Source organism: Colwellia sp. SU-HH01172 (assembly GCF_057553355.1).
Map to the genome: position 1 here is coordinate 20158 of NZ_BAAJMB010000005.1, position 18804 is coordinate 38961.

The 18804-nt window shown below is 38.1% G+C and carries 18 protein-coding genes; 3 read left to right on the forward strand and 15 right to left on the reverse strand.

Annotation, left to right across the window (positions count from 1 at the left end; all coding sequences use genetic code 11):
- The 4 genes from leuC to AC27JP_RS13705 form a co-directional block, all read right to left on the reverse strand.
- Positions 1-1419 carry a 3-isopropylmalate dehydratase large subunit gene (gene leuC, locus AC27JP_RS13690; RefSeq protein ID WP_487116008.1) on the reverse strand — a complete coding sequence of 473 codons (1419 nt, stop codon included), beginning with the start codon at positions 1417-1419 and terminating at the stop codon, positions 1-3.
- 2 nt (positions 1420-1421) lie between these two features.
- Positions 1422-2534, reverse strand: coding sequence for a 3-isopropylmalate dehydrogenase (leuB, locus tag AC27JP_RS13695; RefSeq protein WP_487116010.1), 1113 nt, complete (start codon positions 2532-2534; stop codon positions 1422-1424).
- Between the two features lie 62 nt (positions 2535-2596).
- Positions 2597-4198 (reverse strand): 2-isopropylmalate synthase, encoded by a 1602-nt coding sequence (gene leuA, locus AC27JP_RS13700; RefSeq protein WP_487116012.1) that lies wholly within the window; start codon positions 4196-4198, stop codon positions 2597-2599.
- 287 nt (positions 4199-4485) lie between these two features.
- Positions 4486-5535 carry a hypothetical protein gene (locus AC27JP_RS13705; protein ID WP_487116014.1) on the reverse strand — a complete coding sequence of 350 codons (1050 nt, stop codon included), beginning with the start codon at positions 5533-5535 and terminating at the stop codon, positions 4486-4488.
- A 447-nt stretch (positions 5536-5982) separates the two neighbouring features.
- Here AC27JP_RS13705 and AC27JP_RS13710 point away from each other — a divergent pair, with 447 nt between their 5' ends.
- Positions 5983-7047 (forward strand): CDP-glycerol glycerophosphotransferase family protein, encoded by a 1065-nt coding sequence (locus AC27JP_RS13710; protein ID WP_487116016.1) that lies wholly within the window; start codon positions 5983-5985, stop codon positions 7045-7047.
- Positions 7048-7098: 51 nt separating this feature from the next.
- On the opposite strand, the gene AC27JP_RS13715 is transcribed toward AC27JP_RS13710, so the two are convergent.
- The 4 genes from AC27JP_RS13715 to AC27JP_RS13730 form a co-directional block, all read right to left on the reverse strand.
- A complete protein-coding gene (locus AC27JP_RS13715) occupies positions 7099-8625 on the reverse strand; it encodes a capsule assembly Wzi family protein (RefSeq protein ID WP_487116018.1) in 1527 nt (508 codons plus the stop codon).
- A gap of 35 nt (positions 8626-8660) precedes the next feature.
- Positions 8661-9074: an FAD synthase family protein gene (locus AC27JP_RS13720; protein ID WP_487116020.1), complete on the reverse strand. Its 414-nt coding sequence runs from the start codon at positions 9072-9074 to the stop codon at positions 8661-8663.
- A 92-nt stretch (positions 9075-9166) separates the two neighbouring features.
- Positions 9167-10234 (reverse strand): CDP-glycerol glycerophosphotransferase family protein, encoded by a 1068-nt coding sequence (locus AC27JP_RS13725; RefSeq protein ID WP_487116022.1) that lies wholly within the window; start codon positions 10232-10234, stop codon positions 9167-9169.
- 30 nt (positions 10235-10264) lie between these two features.
- The gene (locus AC27JP_RS13730) at positions 10265-10864 is read right to left on the reverse strand and encodes a TIGR04211 family SH3 domain-containing protein (protein WP_487116024.1); all 600 of its coding nucleotides are present in this window, start codon (positions 10862-10864) and stop codon (positions 10265-10267) included.
- A 208-nt stretch (positions 10865-11072) separates the two neighbouring features.
- Between AC27JP_RS13730 and AC27JP_RS13735 the strand changes: the two genes are divergently transcribed.
- On the forward strand, positions 11073-12587 hold the full coding sequence (locus AC27JP_RS13735) for a CYTH domain-containing protein (protein ID WP_487116026.1): 1515 nt from the start codon (positions 11073-11075) through the stop codon (positions 12585-12587).
- Between the two features lie 107 nt (positions 12588-12694).
- Entirely contained in the window at positions 12695-13609 is a 915-nt protein-coding gene (locus tag AC27JP_RS13740; RefSeq protein WP_487116028.1) for a L,D-transpeptidase family protein, read from the forward strand.
- Between the two features lie 70 nt (positions 13610-13679).
- Here the strand turns inward: AC27JP_RS13740 and AC27JP_RS13745 are convergent, their stop codons facing one another.
- The 7 genes from AC27JP_RS13745 to AC27JP_RS13775 form a co-directional block, all read right to left on the reverse strand.
- Positions 13680-13961, reverse strand: coding sequence for an LPP leucine zipper domain-containing protein (locus tag AC27JP_RS13745; RefSeq protein ID WP_487116030.1), 282 nt, complete (start codon positions 13959-13961; stop codon positions 13680-13682).
- A 205-nt stretch (positions 13962-14166) separates the two neighbouring features.
- Positions 14167-14652, reverse strand: a complete 486-nt coding sequence (locus AC27JP_RS13750) for an ion channel (protein ID WP_487116032.1) — start codon at positions 14650-14652, stop codon at positions 14167-14169.
- A gap of 48 nt (positions 14653-14700) precedes the next feature.
- The gene (locus AC27JP_RS13755; protein ID WP_487116034.1) at positions 14701-15030 is read right to left on the reverse strand and encodes a hypothetical protein; all 330 of its coding nucleotides are present in this window, start codon (positions 15028-15030) and stop codon (positions 14701-14703) included.
- Between the two features lie 2 nt (positions 15031-15032).
- Positions 15033-15671, reverse strand: a complete 639-nt coding sequence (locus tag AC27JP_RS13760) for a hypothetical protein (RefSeq protein ID WP_487116036.1) — start codon at positions 15669-15671, stop codon at positions 15033-15035.
- A gap of 96 nt (positions 15672-15767) precedes the next feature.
- Positions 15768-16457 (reverse strand): PspA/IM30 family protein, encoded by a 690-nt coding sequence (locus AC27JP_RS13765; protein WP_487116038.1) that lies wholly within the window; start codon positions 16455-16457, stop codon positions 15768-15770.
- 23 nt (positions 16458-16480) lie between these two features.
- Complete coding sequence (locus tag AC27JP_RS13770) at positions 16481-16894, reverse strand: YjfI family protein (protein ID WP_487116040.1); 414 nt, start codon at positions 16892-16894, stop codon at positions 16481-16483.
- A gap of 151 nt (positions 16895-17045) precedes the next feature.
- A complete protein-coding gene (locus AC27JP_RS13775; protein ID WP_487116042.1) occupies positions 17046-18749 on the reverse strand; it encodes a polyamine aminopropyltransferase in 1704 nt (567 codons plus the stop codon).
- Positions 18750-18804: the final 55 nt, after the last annotated feature.

Consider the following 18804-nt stretch of genomic DNA (forward strand, 5'->3'; position numbering starts at 1 on the left):
TTATGCTCCTTGAGTCGTTTGGCTAATAGTTGTTAAGTCGACAAAATGTCCGGCAATAGCAGAGGCCGCAGCCAATTCAGGGCTGACTAAGTGGGTGCGACTGCCACGGCCTTGACGGCCTTCAAAATTTCGATTGCTCGTTGATGCGCAGCGATCACCTTCGGTTAGTACATCATCATTCATGCCTAGGCACATTGAACAACCAGGTAAACGCCATTCAAATCCGGCATCAATAAAAGTTTGTGCTAAACCTTCTGCTTCTGCTTGCTCTTTAACACGGTAAGAGCCAGGAACAACAATGGCATCGACATTAGGCGACACCTGTTGGCCTTTGGCGATGGCGGCGGCGGCACGTAAATCTTCAATACGTGAATTTGTGCACGAGCCGATAAAGACTTTATTGATGGAAATGTCAGTAATCTTGGTGCCAGCCGTTAAGCCCATGTATTTAAGTGCTGCAACGCAAGACTCGCGCTCAACAGGGTCGGTAAAGTCTTCTGGTGAAGGCACTACGCTATCTACTTGAGTTACTTGCCCTGGTGTTGTGCCCCAAGTGACTTGGGTTTTAATATCTTTTGCATCAAGTGTTAAGTAGCTATCAAAAGTGGCATCGCTGTCAGATTTTAGTTGCTGCCAATCATTAACTGCCTGCTGCCAAATTTCACCTTTAGGTGCGTATTCTTTACCTTTTAAATATGCAAAAGTGGTTTCATCTGGCGCAATTAACCCCGCTTTAGCGCCGAATTCGATACTCATGTTACAGATGGTCATTCGCTCTTCCATGCTCAAGCGTTCAATGGCTTCTCCACAATATTCAACTACATATCCTGTAGCGCCTGCGCTGCCAGTTTTACCTATGATGGCTAAGATGATGTCTTTAGCACTGATACCTGCGGTAACTTGGCCCTTGACTTCAATTTTCATGGTTTTGGCTTTAGTTTGACGTAAGGTTTGAGTAGCGAAAACATGCTCAACTTCGGAGGTACCTATGCCAAAAGCTAAAGCGCCAAAAGCACCGTGAGTGGCAGTGTGTGAATCACCACAAACAATAACTGTACCAGGTAAGGTTAAGCCCAACTCAGGGCCCATAACGTGAACAATACCTTGGTTTTTATGGCCCATGCCAAATAATTCGATACCAAACTCTTTACAGTTTTTTTCCAAAGTGCGCAGTTGATTAGCGGCGCCTTCACCAGCGGCATTTATTTCGATGGAACGCGTTGAAATATTATGGTCCATAGTCGCGATTGTGCGCTCTGGGTGGCGTAAAACACGGTTATGAAATTTCAAATTTGCAAACGCTTGTGGCGATGTAACTTCGTGGATCAAATGACGATCAACAAAAATTAACGGTGTTTCATCGGCTTTTTCTTCAATGACATGACGTTGCCATAATTTTTCATATAAGGTACTAGCCATGATTAGTTTACTCCTTGTGCTGAGTTGTTCTCACGGATGAATTGACAAATAATATCGCCCATTTCGTTGGTCGATTTTGCATTGTGGCGCTGTTCTTCGCTTAATAAGTCACCGGTAAAGTTACCGGCATTTAATGTTGCCTCAACAGCATTTTCGATAGCGGTTGCAGCTTCAGTTTGATTTAAACTATGACGTAACATTAGCGCTGCAGATAAAATTTGTGCAATAGGGTTGGCAATACCTTTACCTGCGATATCGGGTGCTGTGCCACCAGCAGGTTCGTACATACCAAAGCCTGCTTCATTTAAACTTGCTGATGGCAATAAGCCCATAGAACCGGTGATCATGGCGCAAATATCTGACAAAATATCACCAAATAAATTTGAACATAACATGACATCAAATTGTGCAGGGTCACGAACAAGCTGCATGGCAGCATTATCTACATACATATGCTCAAGTTCCACGTTGGGGTAGTCTTTTGCTACATCATTAACCACTTCACGCCATAGTTGAGAAGATGCCAATACATTGGCCTTATCGATTGAAATGACCTTGTTACGACGCTTCTGTGCGGCTTGAAAAGCTAAATGGGCAATACGACTGATTTCCTTACGAGAATAAATCATGGTATCAAAGGCGGCTTCATCTGCTTGCCCCTGATTTTGACGTCCTTTCGGCTCACCAAAATAAATGCCTCCGGTTAATTCACGCATCACCAAAATGTCGAAACCAGCTTGAGAAATATCAGCGCGCAATGGCGAAAGATGTGACATAGCACTTTGTAATTGTGCCGGGCGCATATTACAAAATAAGCCAAAATGCCCCCGTAAACCTAGTAATGATGCACGTTCAGGTTGCTCGGTTGGTGGTAAGTCGCTCCATTTAGGGCCTCCAACTGAGCCAAATAATATCGCATCGGCTTGTTCACAGCCTTTAATGGTACTTTCTGGTAAAGCTTGGTCATGGTTATCAATGGCGCAGCCGCCAACGTCATAGCGACTGGTGGTAATTTCAAAATCAAACTTGTCAGCTACTGTTGCCAACACTTTTTCTGCTTGCGCCATAACTTCTGGCCCGATACCGTCACCGGCTAATATTGCTATTTTCGACATTTTCTTCAACCTACTGATCAAATTGTTATAAAGTTATTTTATTTGCTGAATGTCATCTGACATTACGGCTGGTTAGTGCTGGCTTCTTTTTTTAGTTCACTTTCACGCTCTGTTTCAAGCTCAGTTTTTAACTCTGCGATAGTGATTGCGCGATGAATACCGTTAAGGGCATTAACTAAGGCGTTACCCGAGGCTTTAATAACGTCAGTATCTAAGCCATAACCATGGAAGTTCCGACCTTGCCATGAAACGACAATGTCGGCTTTACCTAAGCCATCTTCGCCTTCACCTTTGTTTGAAATTTTGTAATCACTGACTTCAAAATTAATATCTACGGCCTTTTTGATGGCGCGATAAAGGGCATCGACAGGGCCATTACCTGTTGCAGAGATAATTTGATGTTCATCGCCGATAGCAAGTTTGATACTTGAAGTAGAAAATTCATTGCCACCACTTTGCACATTTAAGGTTTGTAAGTGGTAATGATCTTGCTGATCTTGTTGTTGAATGTTGAACAATAATGCTTCTAAATCATCATCAAATACTTGACCTTTTTTATCCGCTAAGGCTAAGAAATCAGCGTAAAGTTGCTCAAGTTCATAATCAGACTCTTGGTAGCCTAAACTCTCCATGCGGTGTTTAATAACATGGCGACCACTGCGTGAGGTTAAGTTCAGTTTAGTTTTGCTGATACCGACACTTTCTGGCGTCATAATTTCATAGGTATTACTGGCTTTTAACATACCGTCTTGATGGATACCAGAAGAGTGACTAAAGGCATTTCCGCCGACAATAGCTTTGTTTAACTGCACTGGCATATTACAAAGTTCGCTGACTAACTTTGAGGTGCGGGCGATTTCTTGGTGATTGATTTGCGTATGTACACCTAACAACTCTTGACGAGTTTTCATGATCATCGCCACTTCTTCAAGCGAACAGTTGCCAGCGCGTTCACCAATGCCGTTTATGGTACATTCAATTTGTCTGGCGCCTGCTTGTACTGCAGACATAGAGTTTGCCACCGCTAAGCCCAAGTCATTATGACAATGCACTGAGATCACGGCCTGATCAATATTTGGTACGCGATTAAATAAATCAGTGATAATACCGCCAAACTCATTCGGCAGGGTGTAACCAACCGTATCTGGAATATTTACGGTAGTTGCGCCTGCTTTGATGGCTTGTTCAACCATGCGACATAAGTTGTCTATTGGTGTACGGCCGGCGTCTTCACAGGAAAATTCAACATCATCAGTAAACTTTCGAGCATATTTAACCGCGTGAATAGCCATCGCCTCAACGTCAGCAAAGTCTTTTTTCAATTTTTGTTGAACGTGAACATCTGAGGTGGAAATAAAGGTATGAATACGAAATTGTTCGGCGGGTTTCAAAGCATCAGCACAGGCTTTAATATCGGCTTTTACAGCGCGCGCTAGAGCACAAACGCGAGAATTTTTAACCGTGCGAGCAATCTCTTGCACCGATTGAAAATCACCCGGCGATGAAACGGGGAAACCGACTTCCATGATATCTACACCTAAGCGCTCTATTGCGTGTGCAATTTGCAACTTTTCATGCACAGATAAACTGGCGTTCAAAGCTTGTTCACCATCACGTAAAGTGGTGTCAAAAATAATAACTTTATTATTGTCTTGTGTGCCCATGTGTTGTCCTGATTGCTAAAGTTTTAACGCTAGGTTACGGGCATAAAAAAACCCGCGGTTATTAGCGCGGGTTTAGTGTTTTATTTGTTATCTATTTATTTTAAGCAATAAAAACCTAGCCACGCATGGAAAATACGAGGAGGAGGTTAATTCGAATATTGTTAATAAATTGCTTCATGTTTATTTTGCGAAACTCTTAAAATGGAATAATAAATAGCTAGTGGGTTATTAATAGCGTATTTTTTTACTTGTTGTCAACGAAAAATGTTATGCAATTATTTTATATCTTAAGCCAATAGTAATTCTTTAATTGCTTGAGTTGCAGAATCGAAACCATTTGAAAAAGTATTATTTTGCCTATTTTCTTCCTGTTTCAATTTATTTGGTTTAGTAAGCAGGTATTTAACTTGTGCAGCAATATCATTAGCAGATAACGAAGCTGGTGTAGTTACACCTAGTGATTGATAGTCGTTAAGGTATTTCTCTCCTGTTTTTGATGTTGCCACCATAACGGAAGGTTTATTTAGCGCTAGTACTTGTGCTGCTACAGCGCCTGTACCAACGACGCAACTTTCAGCTTGTGTTATTAAGCGTATAAAGTTTTCATTATTTTGTATTGGCATCGAAATAACATTATTTTTAATGCTGATATCGTTAACTTTAGGGTTAATCATGACACATTTTAGTTGGCTTTGGCTGGCGATTTCCTTCGCTGTTTCTTTTGTTAATGCAGGAACGTCTATATTATTATAAATAAACTTTCCGCCGGTAAGAAATAAAAAGCAATACTTTTCAGAACAAGGAAGTGAGGGATTCACCTCTTTTGGATTTGGAGATTTAAAAAGCGCATTTACCATAACTATTTTTAAGTTTTTATATATGGTTTGGATCATTTTTTCCTTTAAAGTTAGCTGACATAAGCTTGGTAAGTGCGATGTAGAAATGACTAAGTCTAGGTGTTTTGCGACTCTAATAGAAAGGGCCTTTGAACGTTTTTTAGGTCGGCTAACAACAAGAGCAACTTGGCACCCTATGCTTTTGGCATATTGGTAGCTTTTGACCCTTCCTGCGCTATCAAATAACGCCAAATCGGGTTTGAAGTCTGCAAGTATTTTATGTAATTCTTTCGGTTTAACTGTTGCAGAAGCATTTAGTAAATAAGTTTGAAATGGCACTTTTTCAGCGTAAATAGCTTGAGTATTGATGACAAAACGAATATCAATATTGTCACCAAAAGACGTTTTAAGCTCATTTGCTAATAATAAAGATCGCTGATATTCACCAGAGCCTTTTGCAGCAGAAACAGGGATAAATAAAACCTTAAATTTTTGCGACATTGAAATAATAGATGCTGTTATTTTAAAACATGATTTTACCATACGGAGCTTTTAGGCAATGTTTCAATTTGTAATAGCAAATCATAATAACTGTAATTATCCCGAGATATTGGTAATTGATGATTTTAACTTAAGTGATTGTAAATAATATGAAATATATTTTATTACCTTGCTGAATTATCGTAATCAGATTGTTCATAGCATTATGAAAAACTTCGGTATTAGCTGTTAGTAATTTGAACCTTGTACGTAACCGAATGTTTTTGACGTGCAAAACGTTTAGTCGTTTAATATTATCGAGGTAACATATTAATAAGTTATAGTGTTTGCTTCATGAGTTGATAAGTTATTGAATATATGGGTATTGGAAGTATAAAACCTATTGCTAGCTAGAGAAAAATTGACGTATCATTAATGGTTTAATGTAGAGAGAAGAGAGCATAAAAAGTGTCTGAACGGTTGAAGAGTAAAAATAACAATAGTAACCACAAACGATATTTATTTTATGTAACGTTATCATACTCCTTTAGCGTGCTAAGGCCTATTCAAAAAGCTATTGAAAAGGTTGGCGGTGATGTCGCATGGTTTATACCTAGCGGTAGTGAAGCCGAAAATTTTCTGTTAGCTAGTGATCAACGTTTGCTTAATATTAAACAGGTAAAAGATTACAGAGCTCATGCTACATTAGCACCCGGGAATTTTATTCCTGACTTTTTTCCGGGTATTAAAGTTCAGGTATTTCATGGTTTTGATTCAGGAAAAAAAAATAAATTTAATATCCGTGGTTTTTTTGATTTGTATTGCACCCAAGGGCCGAATATTACTAAAGCATTTAAAAATATTGCAGATGGTACTTGTGAAATTATTGAAACAGGGTGGTCAAAACTAGATCCGTTGTTTAAACGCCATGTAGATACTGAAAAATATCAAAGCGAACAGCCTTTAATACTCTATGCGCCAACCTTCTCACCTAAGCTAACAAGTACATATGCTTTATACCCCTACATTCAGAAGCTATTAGAAGAAGAAAATTGGCACTGGATTGTTAAGTTACACCCAAAAGCCACGAAAGAAGAAATATCTATGTATAAAGCGCTTGCTGGCGAAAAGTTACGCTTTATTGAAACGGGAGATATTATTCCTATTTTACAAGCCGCCGATATTATAGTTTCAGATACCTCTTCAATTTTAGCTGAATTTTCATTGCAAGGAAAATTGGCTATCGCATATAAAAACCGTAGACCCGAATCATGGATGCTTAATTTTCAACAAGCAGAATTACTATCTGATTTGATTAGGCGGGCCATATTTAATAATGCCGAACAATTAAGTAAGGTGATTGAGCATGGTCAAGCGATTCATCCTTACAAAGATGGAAGGTCGAGCGAACGTGTATTGCAAGCGATTGAGTCGCTCATCGATAGCGGTGTAGAGCATTTGAAAAAGAAACCGCTAAATTTAATACGACGATTGAAAATTCGTAAAAAATTGAAATACTATCGTTGGAAATAGATATTGATTATATTTTTTTTGCGGCGTGTACACGCCGCAAAAATAGCTCATTTATAGGTTATATTCGACGTTAAAGTAGGCATTAATATCATTTTTAGTATTTATATCGTTGTCAAATTCTGATTGACTGATATCAGCTCCAATAGTAAAACGCCAGTTCCTATAATTATGTTGAACTTTGCTTGATAGCATAAGAACGTTTTCTGCGATCTCGGTGACAGTATTGCCTATTTGATCGTTATCTGGTGCTCGATCACTATTATCTTTATTAAGCTGCAGCCAGCGAAACTTAAACTCATAGTTTGTTTCACCAGTACCTTGAGAAATCATCCCTAAGACAAGTGTGCTGGCATCATTTTCGTAGCTACTACCAATACTTCGTCCTTTATAACGCATTCCAGTTTTATATATTGAGTGCTCGTAATAGCAATCGCCAATTTTACTAGTACCGTCGCCATTTACACCATCACTACACAACGCATACGTGTCAGTGCCTTCAAGGTAAATACGCCAGTCGTTATTTAAAAAGTTTATAGAGGTATCTAAACCTATTTGATAACGTTCTTCACCGAAAAGACTTAAGCCGCCTTTTCGATCTCCGTCTTCTGCAAACATGGAAAAGTATATTGATAAAGGTTGCTGTAATATGCTTGACGACCAACGTATATCATAGCCAGCCAATTGGTTACCGGGTTCTTCTCCGTTTTGACACTCTTCTATCGTTGGCCCATTGCCGCCGCAGTTGTCTTCACCTTTTAATACTTTCCAGAATGTACCTAGATCACTTGGCCTACCATCTCCTGACCATTGTGCGAGGCGGGTTATACCAAGCTCCCAATTATCAGCAGGTTTAAAGTTAAGCCTAAATCCCCATAAGAGCGCATCATTAATTACTCTATCATCATCCAGTATGCCCATAAAAGATGTTACCGTCCATGGAATGCTGTGTTCGGTAAAAGGAAGCTCAAACCCTATTGCGGACTTTCTTGATATAGCTAATGCAGGCATAGGACGAGCATTATTGGTAATACTTAAACTAGTGTCCCAAGATGGGCCCCACCAACGATCTTGCTTTCCAGCTGAAAACACCCAATTCCCCATGAATGCAGCAACGTAACTGCCATCTAATCGAACGTTATCATCATCACTGGGTGAGTTTGTATAGTTTGACGTGATATTAACTGCCAATGAATCTGTCATGAAACTTGAACTAAATGTTATTGAATTATTGTCTCTGAAGCTATCACCATAACTTGTAAATCGCTTGTTATCTGAGGCAATATTAGTTTTTAATATTTTTTGACTTTGCTTTGCTAATCGTAGTTGATGATTAACATAGCTATAGGCATTTTTTTGCTTATCAGTTAAGTTCTCTAACTGTATTACTTTTAAATCGCGAACAATATCATGCCACATAAGAGGAAATGTATTTACAGGTGTCTTAATCAGCCCTGTATCAGCTAATAACTGAATATTAGAGCGAAGAAATATATTTGAGGTATCTATCCAAGGTTCAGCATTTAATTGAGAGCTTAAAATTAGTGGAAGTATTGCCACTGAAAGATTTATTTTTTTCATATGTGTTGAATTAACCTGGATGATTATGAACTTAGTTATATTTTACTTAAAACGTTACGTAATATTGTACTAGATGTGTGCGATGTATATGGAAAATACATAATTTCAACGCCAAATTCTTTGAAGTCTTTTTCAATTTGATTCCACTTATCAGTCCCTTTCCAGTCATCGCCAACAAACATCATGTCGAATTTAAGGTTATTCCATGCCTCTTCTTTGTTGTAATTTACTTGAGGAACAACTTCATCAACAAATTTAATTGCTTCAACAATTTCCATGCGTTCTTGAAAAGGGATCACTGGCTTTTTATTTTTCACCGACATTGATAGTTCATCACTAGTCACACCAACAATTAGGTAATCACACTCTAATTTTGCACGTTTGAGGACATTTAAGTGGCCAATATGGAAAAGGTCAAATACGCCTGTAGTGTAGCCAATTTTTTTCATAAAATATCCAGTAATTAGGTTTTCAGAGAAGTTAAATAAATTTACACAATCAATTAAATGAATGTTAGCGTAAAAACTCAGACCACTAAGTGCTAGGTTTGTTCACGCAGGTATTGGATGATTCTCTTACTTGCTTGACCATCTACTTTTCCGCATAACTTCTCTGTCATACTAAGTCTAATTTTTTCTAATTCTTCAGGCTTGTCTAACTGTTGAGCTACTAACTTTTCGAGATCTTTAAATGATTTTGCATGAACTGCAACATCGGCATATTCGCCATAGTCCTGATCCATGCGCTTTTTAAACCGGTAAGAAAAAATACCTCTATAACTCCATCTAAGTTTTAAAAAGTCGCACCAAATAACAGGTTTATTCAAAGCTACAAATTCAAATAATGCAGATGAAGCATCACTAATTAGCACATCAGCTAATGCCATAAAAGGCACTAATGAATAATCATTAACTTTAGCTAAATAGACGTTATCAAAGTGATTCCAGTGTTCTAAAAGTTTGCGTTGTTCTTTATAGGCTTCTTTTGATAGAGAAAAGTAATGCGGTTTTATAATAATATTATATTGGCTAAAAAGTTCTGGCCAATTATCGGCAAAACGCTCTATGCTGCTAGGATAAAAGGTTGGTGCATAAAGTAGGGTTTTCTTCTTAGAATCCAATCCATAGTCTGCAAGCACGCATGTTCGTATATCATTGTTAATGATAGGGTCTAATTTACAAAAACCTACATCAACAAAGCGGTCATTAGGGTACATAGAAGTTAATCGCTTCGTACGGTAACTTCCCTCAACAAAACGGACGGTTGTTGGTGTGTTAGATTTAGTATAGTAACTTGCTTTTGGTCCTATGCCATGCCCTAACTGTACTGATTTACTTACTTGATGTACTTTATCCAAATAACTAAAGGAGTTAGCAAAAAATACCCAATCAGCTTTTTCTTTGATATAAAATTCAGTTGCTTCTGAGGCATCATTCACCCAAACATAGGAAAGGTTTTCGTTAGAAATTATCGATTCAATTACTTCGTCATGAATTCCATGATAAAAAACAAATGTAGCTTCACCTGCATTTTCATGTATTAATCGATGGTATACAGGTAAGTACTGAGGTAGATAATATAAATGTAAGACATCAAAAATAATTTTCATAGAGTTTAAATATAAGTGAACGACTAAAAATTAGCCCCAACTTTCCATATTGCTTTTCTTTCTTGAAAATAGACGCGGAACGATTAAGCCTAAAAGCAAGCCAATTCCTAAAACGATGGCGCCATTAAAAAACCACTGCTTTTTAATATCCGTGTCTTGGTTTTTCAGCTGAGACTTCGTTTGTGTTAATTCCATATTCAATGCCGCAATGCTATTTTGTAACTCACTACGTTCGGATTTAAGGGAATCAATTTGGCTTCGAGAGTTTTCAAGTTGAGCATCAACGTCGCTACTTTGCGCTTGAAAGCTAGCTAATTTTTCGTTTAAATCTGCAATTATATAACGCATGCCTGGCTTTGTTGAAACATGTTGGCTTTCAATCCAGCCCGTTTTGTCTTTATCTGTAATCACTTGACTGTAATTGTTATCACTTTCACCCGTTAACTGAACTTTATCACCGGAATTTATTGTGCCTAAAATACGATAATTTTTGCCGGCACCAGAGTGCATATAGACAAATAAGTTTTCAGAGATATAGCCTTCTGTTGTGGTGTTTTCAGTTTCTTCAGCCAGAGAAAAGAAGGAAATTGAGCATAATATAGTAAGGGTGATTTGTTTTATGTTCATCATTAAGTAACCGGTAGCGCCATTTAAACAGTGAATGGCAAAGATAGTAGGACTTTGCTGTAATGATAGCAAGTGATGATTGCTTAGATTAATGAGATTTTTGATATAAAATATTTATCATGTAAGATTGAGGTAAATATTTTGCCAAATTAGTCTATTATTGCTAGTTTTTAGGCGGATAATATTGATTTATAAATAGTATTGGAAAAGTATGACGACCGAAATAGAACTTAAATATTTAGTGCTTGGCGATAATATAGCCGAGACAATGAGTGAAATATTTAAGCGAAAAAATATTCAATTTAATTACCAAGAAAAACAGCTTGCTAACTGCTATTTTGATACCCCTGATCTGCAATTGCGTAAATTAGATATGGGGCTTAGAATACGCCGCGATCAGCTTCATATTGAACAAACTATTAAAACTGCTGGGCAAGTGGTTGGGGGCTTACACAGCCGACCTGAGTTTAATGTTGATATTGAAGGCAATTTCCCTGTTTTATCACTCTTTCCTAATCATATTTGGCCTTCAACAAAGGCAGTAGAAAAAATACAAGATAGTTTGATAACGCTTTTTAGTACTGACTTTAAGCGCTGCATTTGGTTGGTTAGTGATCATGAAGGCAATGAAGTAGAAGTTGCGTTTGATCAAGGCGTCATCGCAAGTGGTGAAAAAACTGAGCATATTTGTGAAATTGAACTTGAACTGGTTAAAGGTAATGCTAAGGCATTGTTTTCTCTAGTGGAGGTATTGTTTAGTGATTTATTAATGCGCCCAGGGCTTAAAAGTAAGGCGGCACGCGGTTATGCATTATGGAAAAATGATCATTTAGAAGCTATTCATGCGCCGCTATTTATTTGTAACTCTGACACTAATTCAATTGAGCAAGCTTTTACCTTAGGGTTAAACAAAGGCTTGACGGAGCTACAACAAAATATTGCACTATATTTGACCACAGAGTCTTTAACCGAGTTAGCCACCATTAAAGCTAATCTGGCTATTCTTCGTCATGGCTTTTGGTTATTTGACGAACACTTACCTGAACAAATTAAATCGTTGCGAACTGAGTTAAGCCACTTTATCCATTTACTTGCATGGGTCGATAACGCAATTCATCTGCAAGAGCTTACCAATAAAACCGGCAATTATCGTAAAAAATTAGATTATAGTTGCCAGCTTATTGAGCAACTTAAAATTGCCAAACGGCGCTTTCCAAATGCCGATGATATTAGTGAGCTTTTGCATAGCAGTCGATTTAACATGCTACAACTATCTCTGCTAAAGGTTTATTTATCGAGGGCAAATGTTAATTCACCGGCTAGTGATGAAAAACGCATAGCCCTTATAAAATTCGCGCAAGATAAAATTCAATTTAGTTTAGGTGAAATTAGCCTAGAGATGAAAAGCTCGCTAAGTTTTAATTGTGAGCAATATATCGCGCAAAGTAAGTTACTTTATCGCAGCTTGCTAACCGGAACTTGGCTGTCAGGACTATTTGATAGTGAATTGTGTGATAATTTTCGCCGTCCTTGGTTAGATTTACAGCAAGGAATCAGTGAGCTGCAATCATTATGGATAATTCAACAACAGCTTGAAAAGCTTGATGAACCTCCTAAAAAATTGGTGTTGTGGCAAAATAGTAAAGTTGAAGGCTTATTAATAGCGTTAGACAATACTAAAGCTATGGCGACCGCAATGACACCTTATTGGCTTGAGGTAAATTAAAAGACCATATTAATATTTTTAATGACAAGCGAGATGCTAGCCCGATATTCAACGGTGGCAATATTTCGCTTGTATCTCTAAACACTGATAGTCACTATGGAAGCGCTTTGTTTAAAATCACTAAAATCTTACCTTCTTGCACATTATTTATCATTGGCTTGTTCTTTATCTCTGCTAGTTATGCTGCAGAATATACCTTACCTAATGAAAACTCTCGATTAATTGGCAAGTTGCAATATCATACAGTAGAAAAGGGCGATTACTTTCAAAAGGTTGCTGAACAGTATGATGTTGGTTTTCTGGCGTTAATGGCAGCTAACCCTAATGTTGATCCTTTTTTACCTGCCATTGGGCAGCAACTTATTATTCCTAGTGAAATGATACTGCCTTATGGTAAACGAGAAGGCATCATTATCAATTTACCTGAATTACGCTTGTACTACTTTCCACCAGATGAAAATCGTGTTCATGTTTTTCCGGTTGGTATTGGCCGACAAGGTTTGTCGACGCCTAAAACAATCAGTTATATCGGAGAAAAAAGAAAAAATCCAACATGGCGCCCGACTAAAGACATGAAAGCTAGGTACTTTGCTGAGCACGGTAAACATTTGTCTGATGTCGTACCCGCGGGGCCGAACAACCCATTTGGCCAGTATGCCTTAAGACTTGGCACAAGCGTCTATTTGTTGCATGGTTCAAATCAAAGGTTTGGTATTGGCATGCGAGCAAGCTCTGGCTGCATTAGGCTGTATGATGAAGATATTAAGTGGTTATATGACAATGTAAAAAGTAATACGCCGGTACGAATTGTTAGTCAGCCGATTAAGATGTCCTACGAGCTTGAGCAGAAAATTATTGAAGTACATAGTCCGTTATCTCTCGATGATAACAGTATCGCACCATCAACTATAACGGATGCCGTGACGCGTTTTGTTGGAGATTCGGCAGAAAACAAAGCATTATTAATGAGCTTAGTAAATAAACCTAAAGGTTTAGTCTCAACGTTGACCTTATTGAACTAAGTTAATAATTAGGAGGGAAATAAAAGCACTAAAAGTCATGTTCATTTAGTGCTTGTGAAGAGAGCTTTAACTATTTCTTGAAACTAGCAACCATATTGTCAATACGTTCGTTGGCCTTTTCCACTGCCATTTTAGTTTCAGCTACCACTTCATTGGTTTTATCTTGCGCTGCACCAAGTTCAGTCACTTCAGAAGATATACCTTGGGTTTGTGCTGACAAGCTATTGACCTGTTCTGTTAAGTTATCTACTTTTTGGTTTAAACGAGTGATATTGTCTTCTAATGCTGAATTATTTGCACAACCTGTGGTGGCAAGAATTAATGAGGCTAGAGCTATTGTTTTGATTTGCATAATGATATCCCTGTGTTAAATGATAATGTTGATAATTTATCAATTCTTAAAACTGATTTTTACCATTAGTTTTTATTATAATTTCCAGTATGGCACAAATTGACCTTCGACTACAAAATTGAAATTTTCGTTTGCGAAATATTCTTTAATTTACCGCTACATCTAAGGGGTGAAGCTCAATTAAAATTGTGAATAAAGCTGAGGGCTACTTTTCTTTATTTAGCAATGTTTCTATACGCTGCTCAAGCGTTGATAATTTTTCTGATATCGCCATATTTTGCTCAATTATTTGTGCATTCTGCTTTCTCAGTTCACGATTCTTAATATTAGTATCGGCAAAGCCAAATATTTTATTAACAAAAACAGCACCCATACCACCTAATATACCGATACCAAGAATAAACATAATAAAGACACAAGCTCTGCCAACAAACGTGATGGGGTAGACATCGCCAAAACCAATGGTTGTTGAAGACATAACCATTAGCCAAATAGCATCAGCATAACTTTTCACTGGCGAAGCTTCAAAGGCGATTTCTGCCGAGTAGGTAACGTAGCCCAAGGTTACATTCAAAAATAAAAACAAGGCGAAAGAAATAGCACCGATAAAACCGTAGTTGTAATTTTTTACCCCAAACTCATCAATGCGGTATAAATTACTTTTCTCCATGGCTTTTTGCACAACGATCATGATTTTCTCTTTTAATATATTGATAGTTTAATAAATTGCGGTCAGTAGTTAATCTTTTGACGACTCACCGACATAATGAATTAAATCATCCATCAACTTCTTCTTAATTTCAAGTTGTTGCTCTGGCGATAGATCATATTTATCCGCCAGCAGTTCATAATCATTTGGTGATAAGCTAACCGTTAATCTTGGTCTTTTAGGGCGTTTGTTCGTTGGCAGCCCAAGAATGTCTCGAATTTGCTCTGACGGGCTAATGCCGGCTTCAAGGGCTTGCTTACGTATCGATAGCTGAATTTTTTCATCCATATCAAATGCCACTTGTACCGCTTTCACAGCTTTGACGGATGATTGCCATTTTTCGGGTAATTTACGGGCCACAATTAACTTCCTGGAAACATATCAACAATATCTGTCGTTTGTTTAAATAAAGTGAGAAAAACCTCAGTATCACCATCCTGCCATACTTCAATATCAATGCCTTTGTCTTGGTCTTCGTTATACAGGCTATAAAGCTCAAATTGCTCACCGCTGTCTTTACCTTCGTATGGCGACAAGGCGCTCTTACGATGATCTTTACGATGAAAAAAGCCAACCTGCGCGAAAACACTCTGGCGGTAGAGTTCGTCGCTCCAGCCTGATGTTGTATTGCTATCCGATTGGCGTTCTAATTGAGCTTGTCCTGGTTCGTCAAAGACAGTTGAGAACTGCTCAAGATCAAAAAGGCTTTCAACATCTTGATGCAATATTTTTAGTGAAAATTTTAGATAGGTTTTGTCGTCTTCATCTAGGGTGAGAAAAAACTGTAGATCATTATTTCCCTGCAAAACCCATTCAGTTTGGGTGTTATGCTCGTATTCATAGCTATTAACCGCGCTAACCTGAAATTCCTGTGCTCTGAGGGCTTCAGGAAGGCCAAAACTGTCTGACATCACAATAATGTCACCCAATGTAAGCTCTTTAACATTGTTAAGCTTTCGCTCTGGCACTGACTTACTAAACATACGTTTTAAAAAACTCACAAAACTCTCCTAAATATTAACGCTAAAATGCAGAGCAATTTAAGCTAAAAAACCGCTTAACATCAAAGATGAAAAGCGGTACTAAGGCTCAATTGACTATTTTTGTTTAGCTTTTAAACGCTCTAATACTGAATTCGCGTTGTTGTCAGTAGCACCAATACCGGCTTCTTTTAACTTCGCTTCTAATGAGCTATCTGAATTTTCAGACTCTAAAACTTCTGCTGCTTTCATTTGATCATCAAACTTCTGCTGTTTCGCTTTAATTCGCTCTAATGAATCTTTAGCATTTAACAGTTTTGAATTGCTTGATGAAAAGTTATCAGTGATAGCAGAAGTGGCTTTTTGTACGCTTTCTGTGGTTTTCACCATAGACAATTGACGCTTGTATTCAGCAACTTGGCGTTCGCTCTTTTTCACTAACTCTTTCAAACGTTCAGCATTGCCTTGAAAGCTATCTAATGCTTGTTGCTGAGTCGCCAATTCACTTTCTAGGGCTGAAATTTTTTCCGCCACCGCTAGTGCTAACGTTTCATCGCCTTTTTCTAACGCTTGTACCGCATAACCTTCATGTTCTGTGATTTCACGTTTAACACGGTCAACTTCACGGTTTGAAGACATTTGCTGAGCCATCACGCCAGTTAGGTCGCGCTTAGCTTTAGTTAGGTGATTTTCTGCATCACGAATTTCTTGTTCGAATATACGGGTTGCATTTGAATCTACAATAGCTTCACCAACTTCTGATGCGCTACCACGGATTGCGGTCATAATTTTTTTAAAAATACTCATATTAATACTCCTACAGTAGCTGCTTAAACTAAGTAATCACTCATATCGTCAATAATTTCTAGCGCATTATTATTTAATACTGCTAGCTCGTGTTCTATGTCATCAAAGGTTGAGCTAATGGCAAGCGCGCCAAAAATGACATACTTATCACCAATTTTTGAAAATGACGATAATGGCATGGGAATGTTCATTTCTAACATACTGACATGCATCTCATTTAACTTGTCTGATTTGACTTCATCTTCACCCCAAAGGTAGGTGATACATAAAATTTGATCATCGGTTACCGAAACAAAAATGGGTAACTCTTCACGGCCCAATACCGTAATTTGTAATACATCAACTTCACCTGAAATTGGTTGGCAATCAAAAACCATCCCGGTATGTGAGTCATCTGCCAAAGCATTCAAATAATCAGCTATCTTATGAATATTCATGTTTTTCCTCATGTTTAAATAAGTAGCGTAAAAAAACAATAAAACTGTTTTCTTACTTGACGACATAATATGTCGCGTAGGGTTAATTTAGCATCAAGACATAATATGTCAAGAACTTATTTTCATTTTTATTATCATAGCTCACTGAAGGTTATTGTAAATGAGCATTGTTTAAGCCTTGCTGGTCTTGCCAAGCTTGCTGATGCAACTGATAAATGGCATGACTACCCAAATAATTAACGGGGATTGCCGCTTTATCTTTATAAAAGTCACGGGAAAAATCAAAGGCATTAATTACCATAGGTAACGTTAGCCAATGATGGGGCACCGGCAGTTCGTTGAGTTTTTTCAATCGTGTTAACGGCGCGGCTCCGACTTTGCTAGCAATAGTCCAACCCCATTCGCCAAAGCTCGGTACGTTGTCATGATATTGCTGTACTGATGAAAAACCGGCTGCTTGCACCGTTTTACCTATGGCAATAAAAGCATCTTTGGCATGATAAGGGCTTGCCGATTGAATGCCAATTAAACCGTCTCCCGCCAACAATTGCTTTAAGCGCGCATAAAAGTTTACTGAATATAATTTATTAAGATCTGGATGACTTGGATCAGGTAAGTCAACAATAATGGCGTCATAGCTATTATTTTTTTGCAATAAAGTATCGATGGCAATAAAGGCGTCTGCAGCAATAATTTCAACTCGCTTATCCTGCAAGCTCGACATGTTTAATTCAGTAACACTTTGAGCTAGCTGAGGAGACAGTTGTTCTGTTGGCTGTTTAAAAATATTGATGAGTTCACCGTCTAGGTCAACCAAAGTGACTTTTTTTGGCTGCCACTGCAGTACATCTCTTAGTGCTAGGCCATCGCCGCCGCCAACAATTAAAACATTATCATGGCGCGCAGAGCCAGCTAAAACTGGGCTAACTAGGTAACTATGATAAATAAATTCGTCTGACGATGAAAACTGTAAACGACCATTTAGGTAAAAGTTTATTATTTTACCTTGCATTGCTCCCATATTTCGCTCGGTAAAAGTCAGCTGTTGATAACGCGTCTTGTCGCTATAAACCACGTTATCTAAATATAGTAAATTGCTCATTTGGCTTAACCAAGTATTGCCAAATTGATAAATTGCCATGATTAGAAAAAGTAAAATAACATGGGCTGAAATCAATGTTTTACGCCAATTTAGTTTTTGCCAATAGTAAAGAATGAAAATGCAGCCTGCTAATAGGTTAAGCGCAGCGGTCAATGCACTGGCTTTACTAATATCTATGGTTAACAAGAATATTACCCAAATTGCCGCGCCAATGCCTGCGCCGACATAATCAGCACCATAAATCGTGCCTAAATTATGCTTTAGGTGCTTTTGATGGATCTCTTCTCGTATTCTGGCTATTAATGGAATTTCCATACCAATAAAAAAGCCAAGAATAAGGCCGAAAAAATAAGGGCTATTAAAAGCAATAAAGCTTAATTGCTTAAACAAGCCTCCACGTGGATAAGCGTCTGGCGGTAAGTTAAACATTTGACCTAAAATCTCGGGAAATGTTTGGGTGAGGGCGATCAAACCACCAATAATGAGAATTGAGCTGCTACCGAGAAAAGCGATGGCAAGTTCTAGCCAAACGAAACCATTAAAGGCGCATTGTATTTTTCGAGCAGCAAAGGCACCTAAGCCCATAGCAACAATCATTAAGCCGATCATGGCGTAAATGGTACTTTCCATAATACCAAGTACACGACCGGCATAGTGCGATAACAAGTATTCGTAAATAAGCCCACAGCCGGCCAATACGGCCATGGTTAAAATAAGGAGAACATCATCCCAAAGACGACTTCTATCGCTCATTGTGGTTATTCCTGGCGTTTAGTAAGGTAGATTAGGTTTGAAATTTAAATTTATT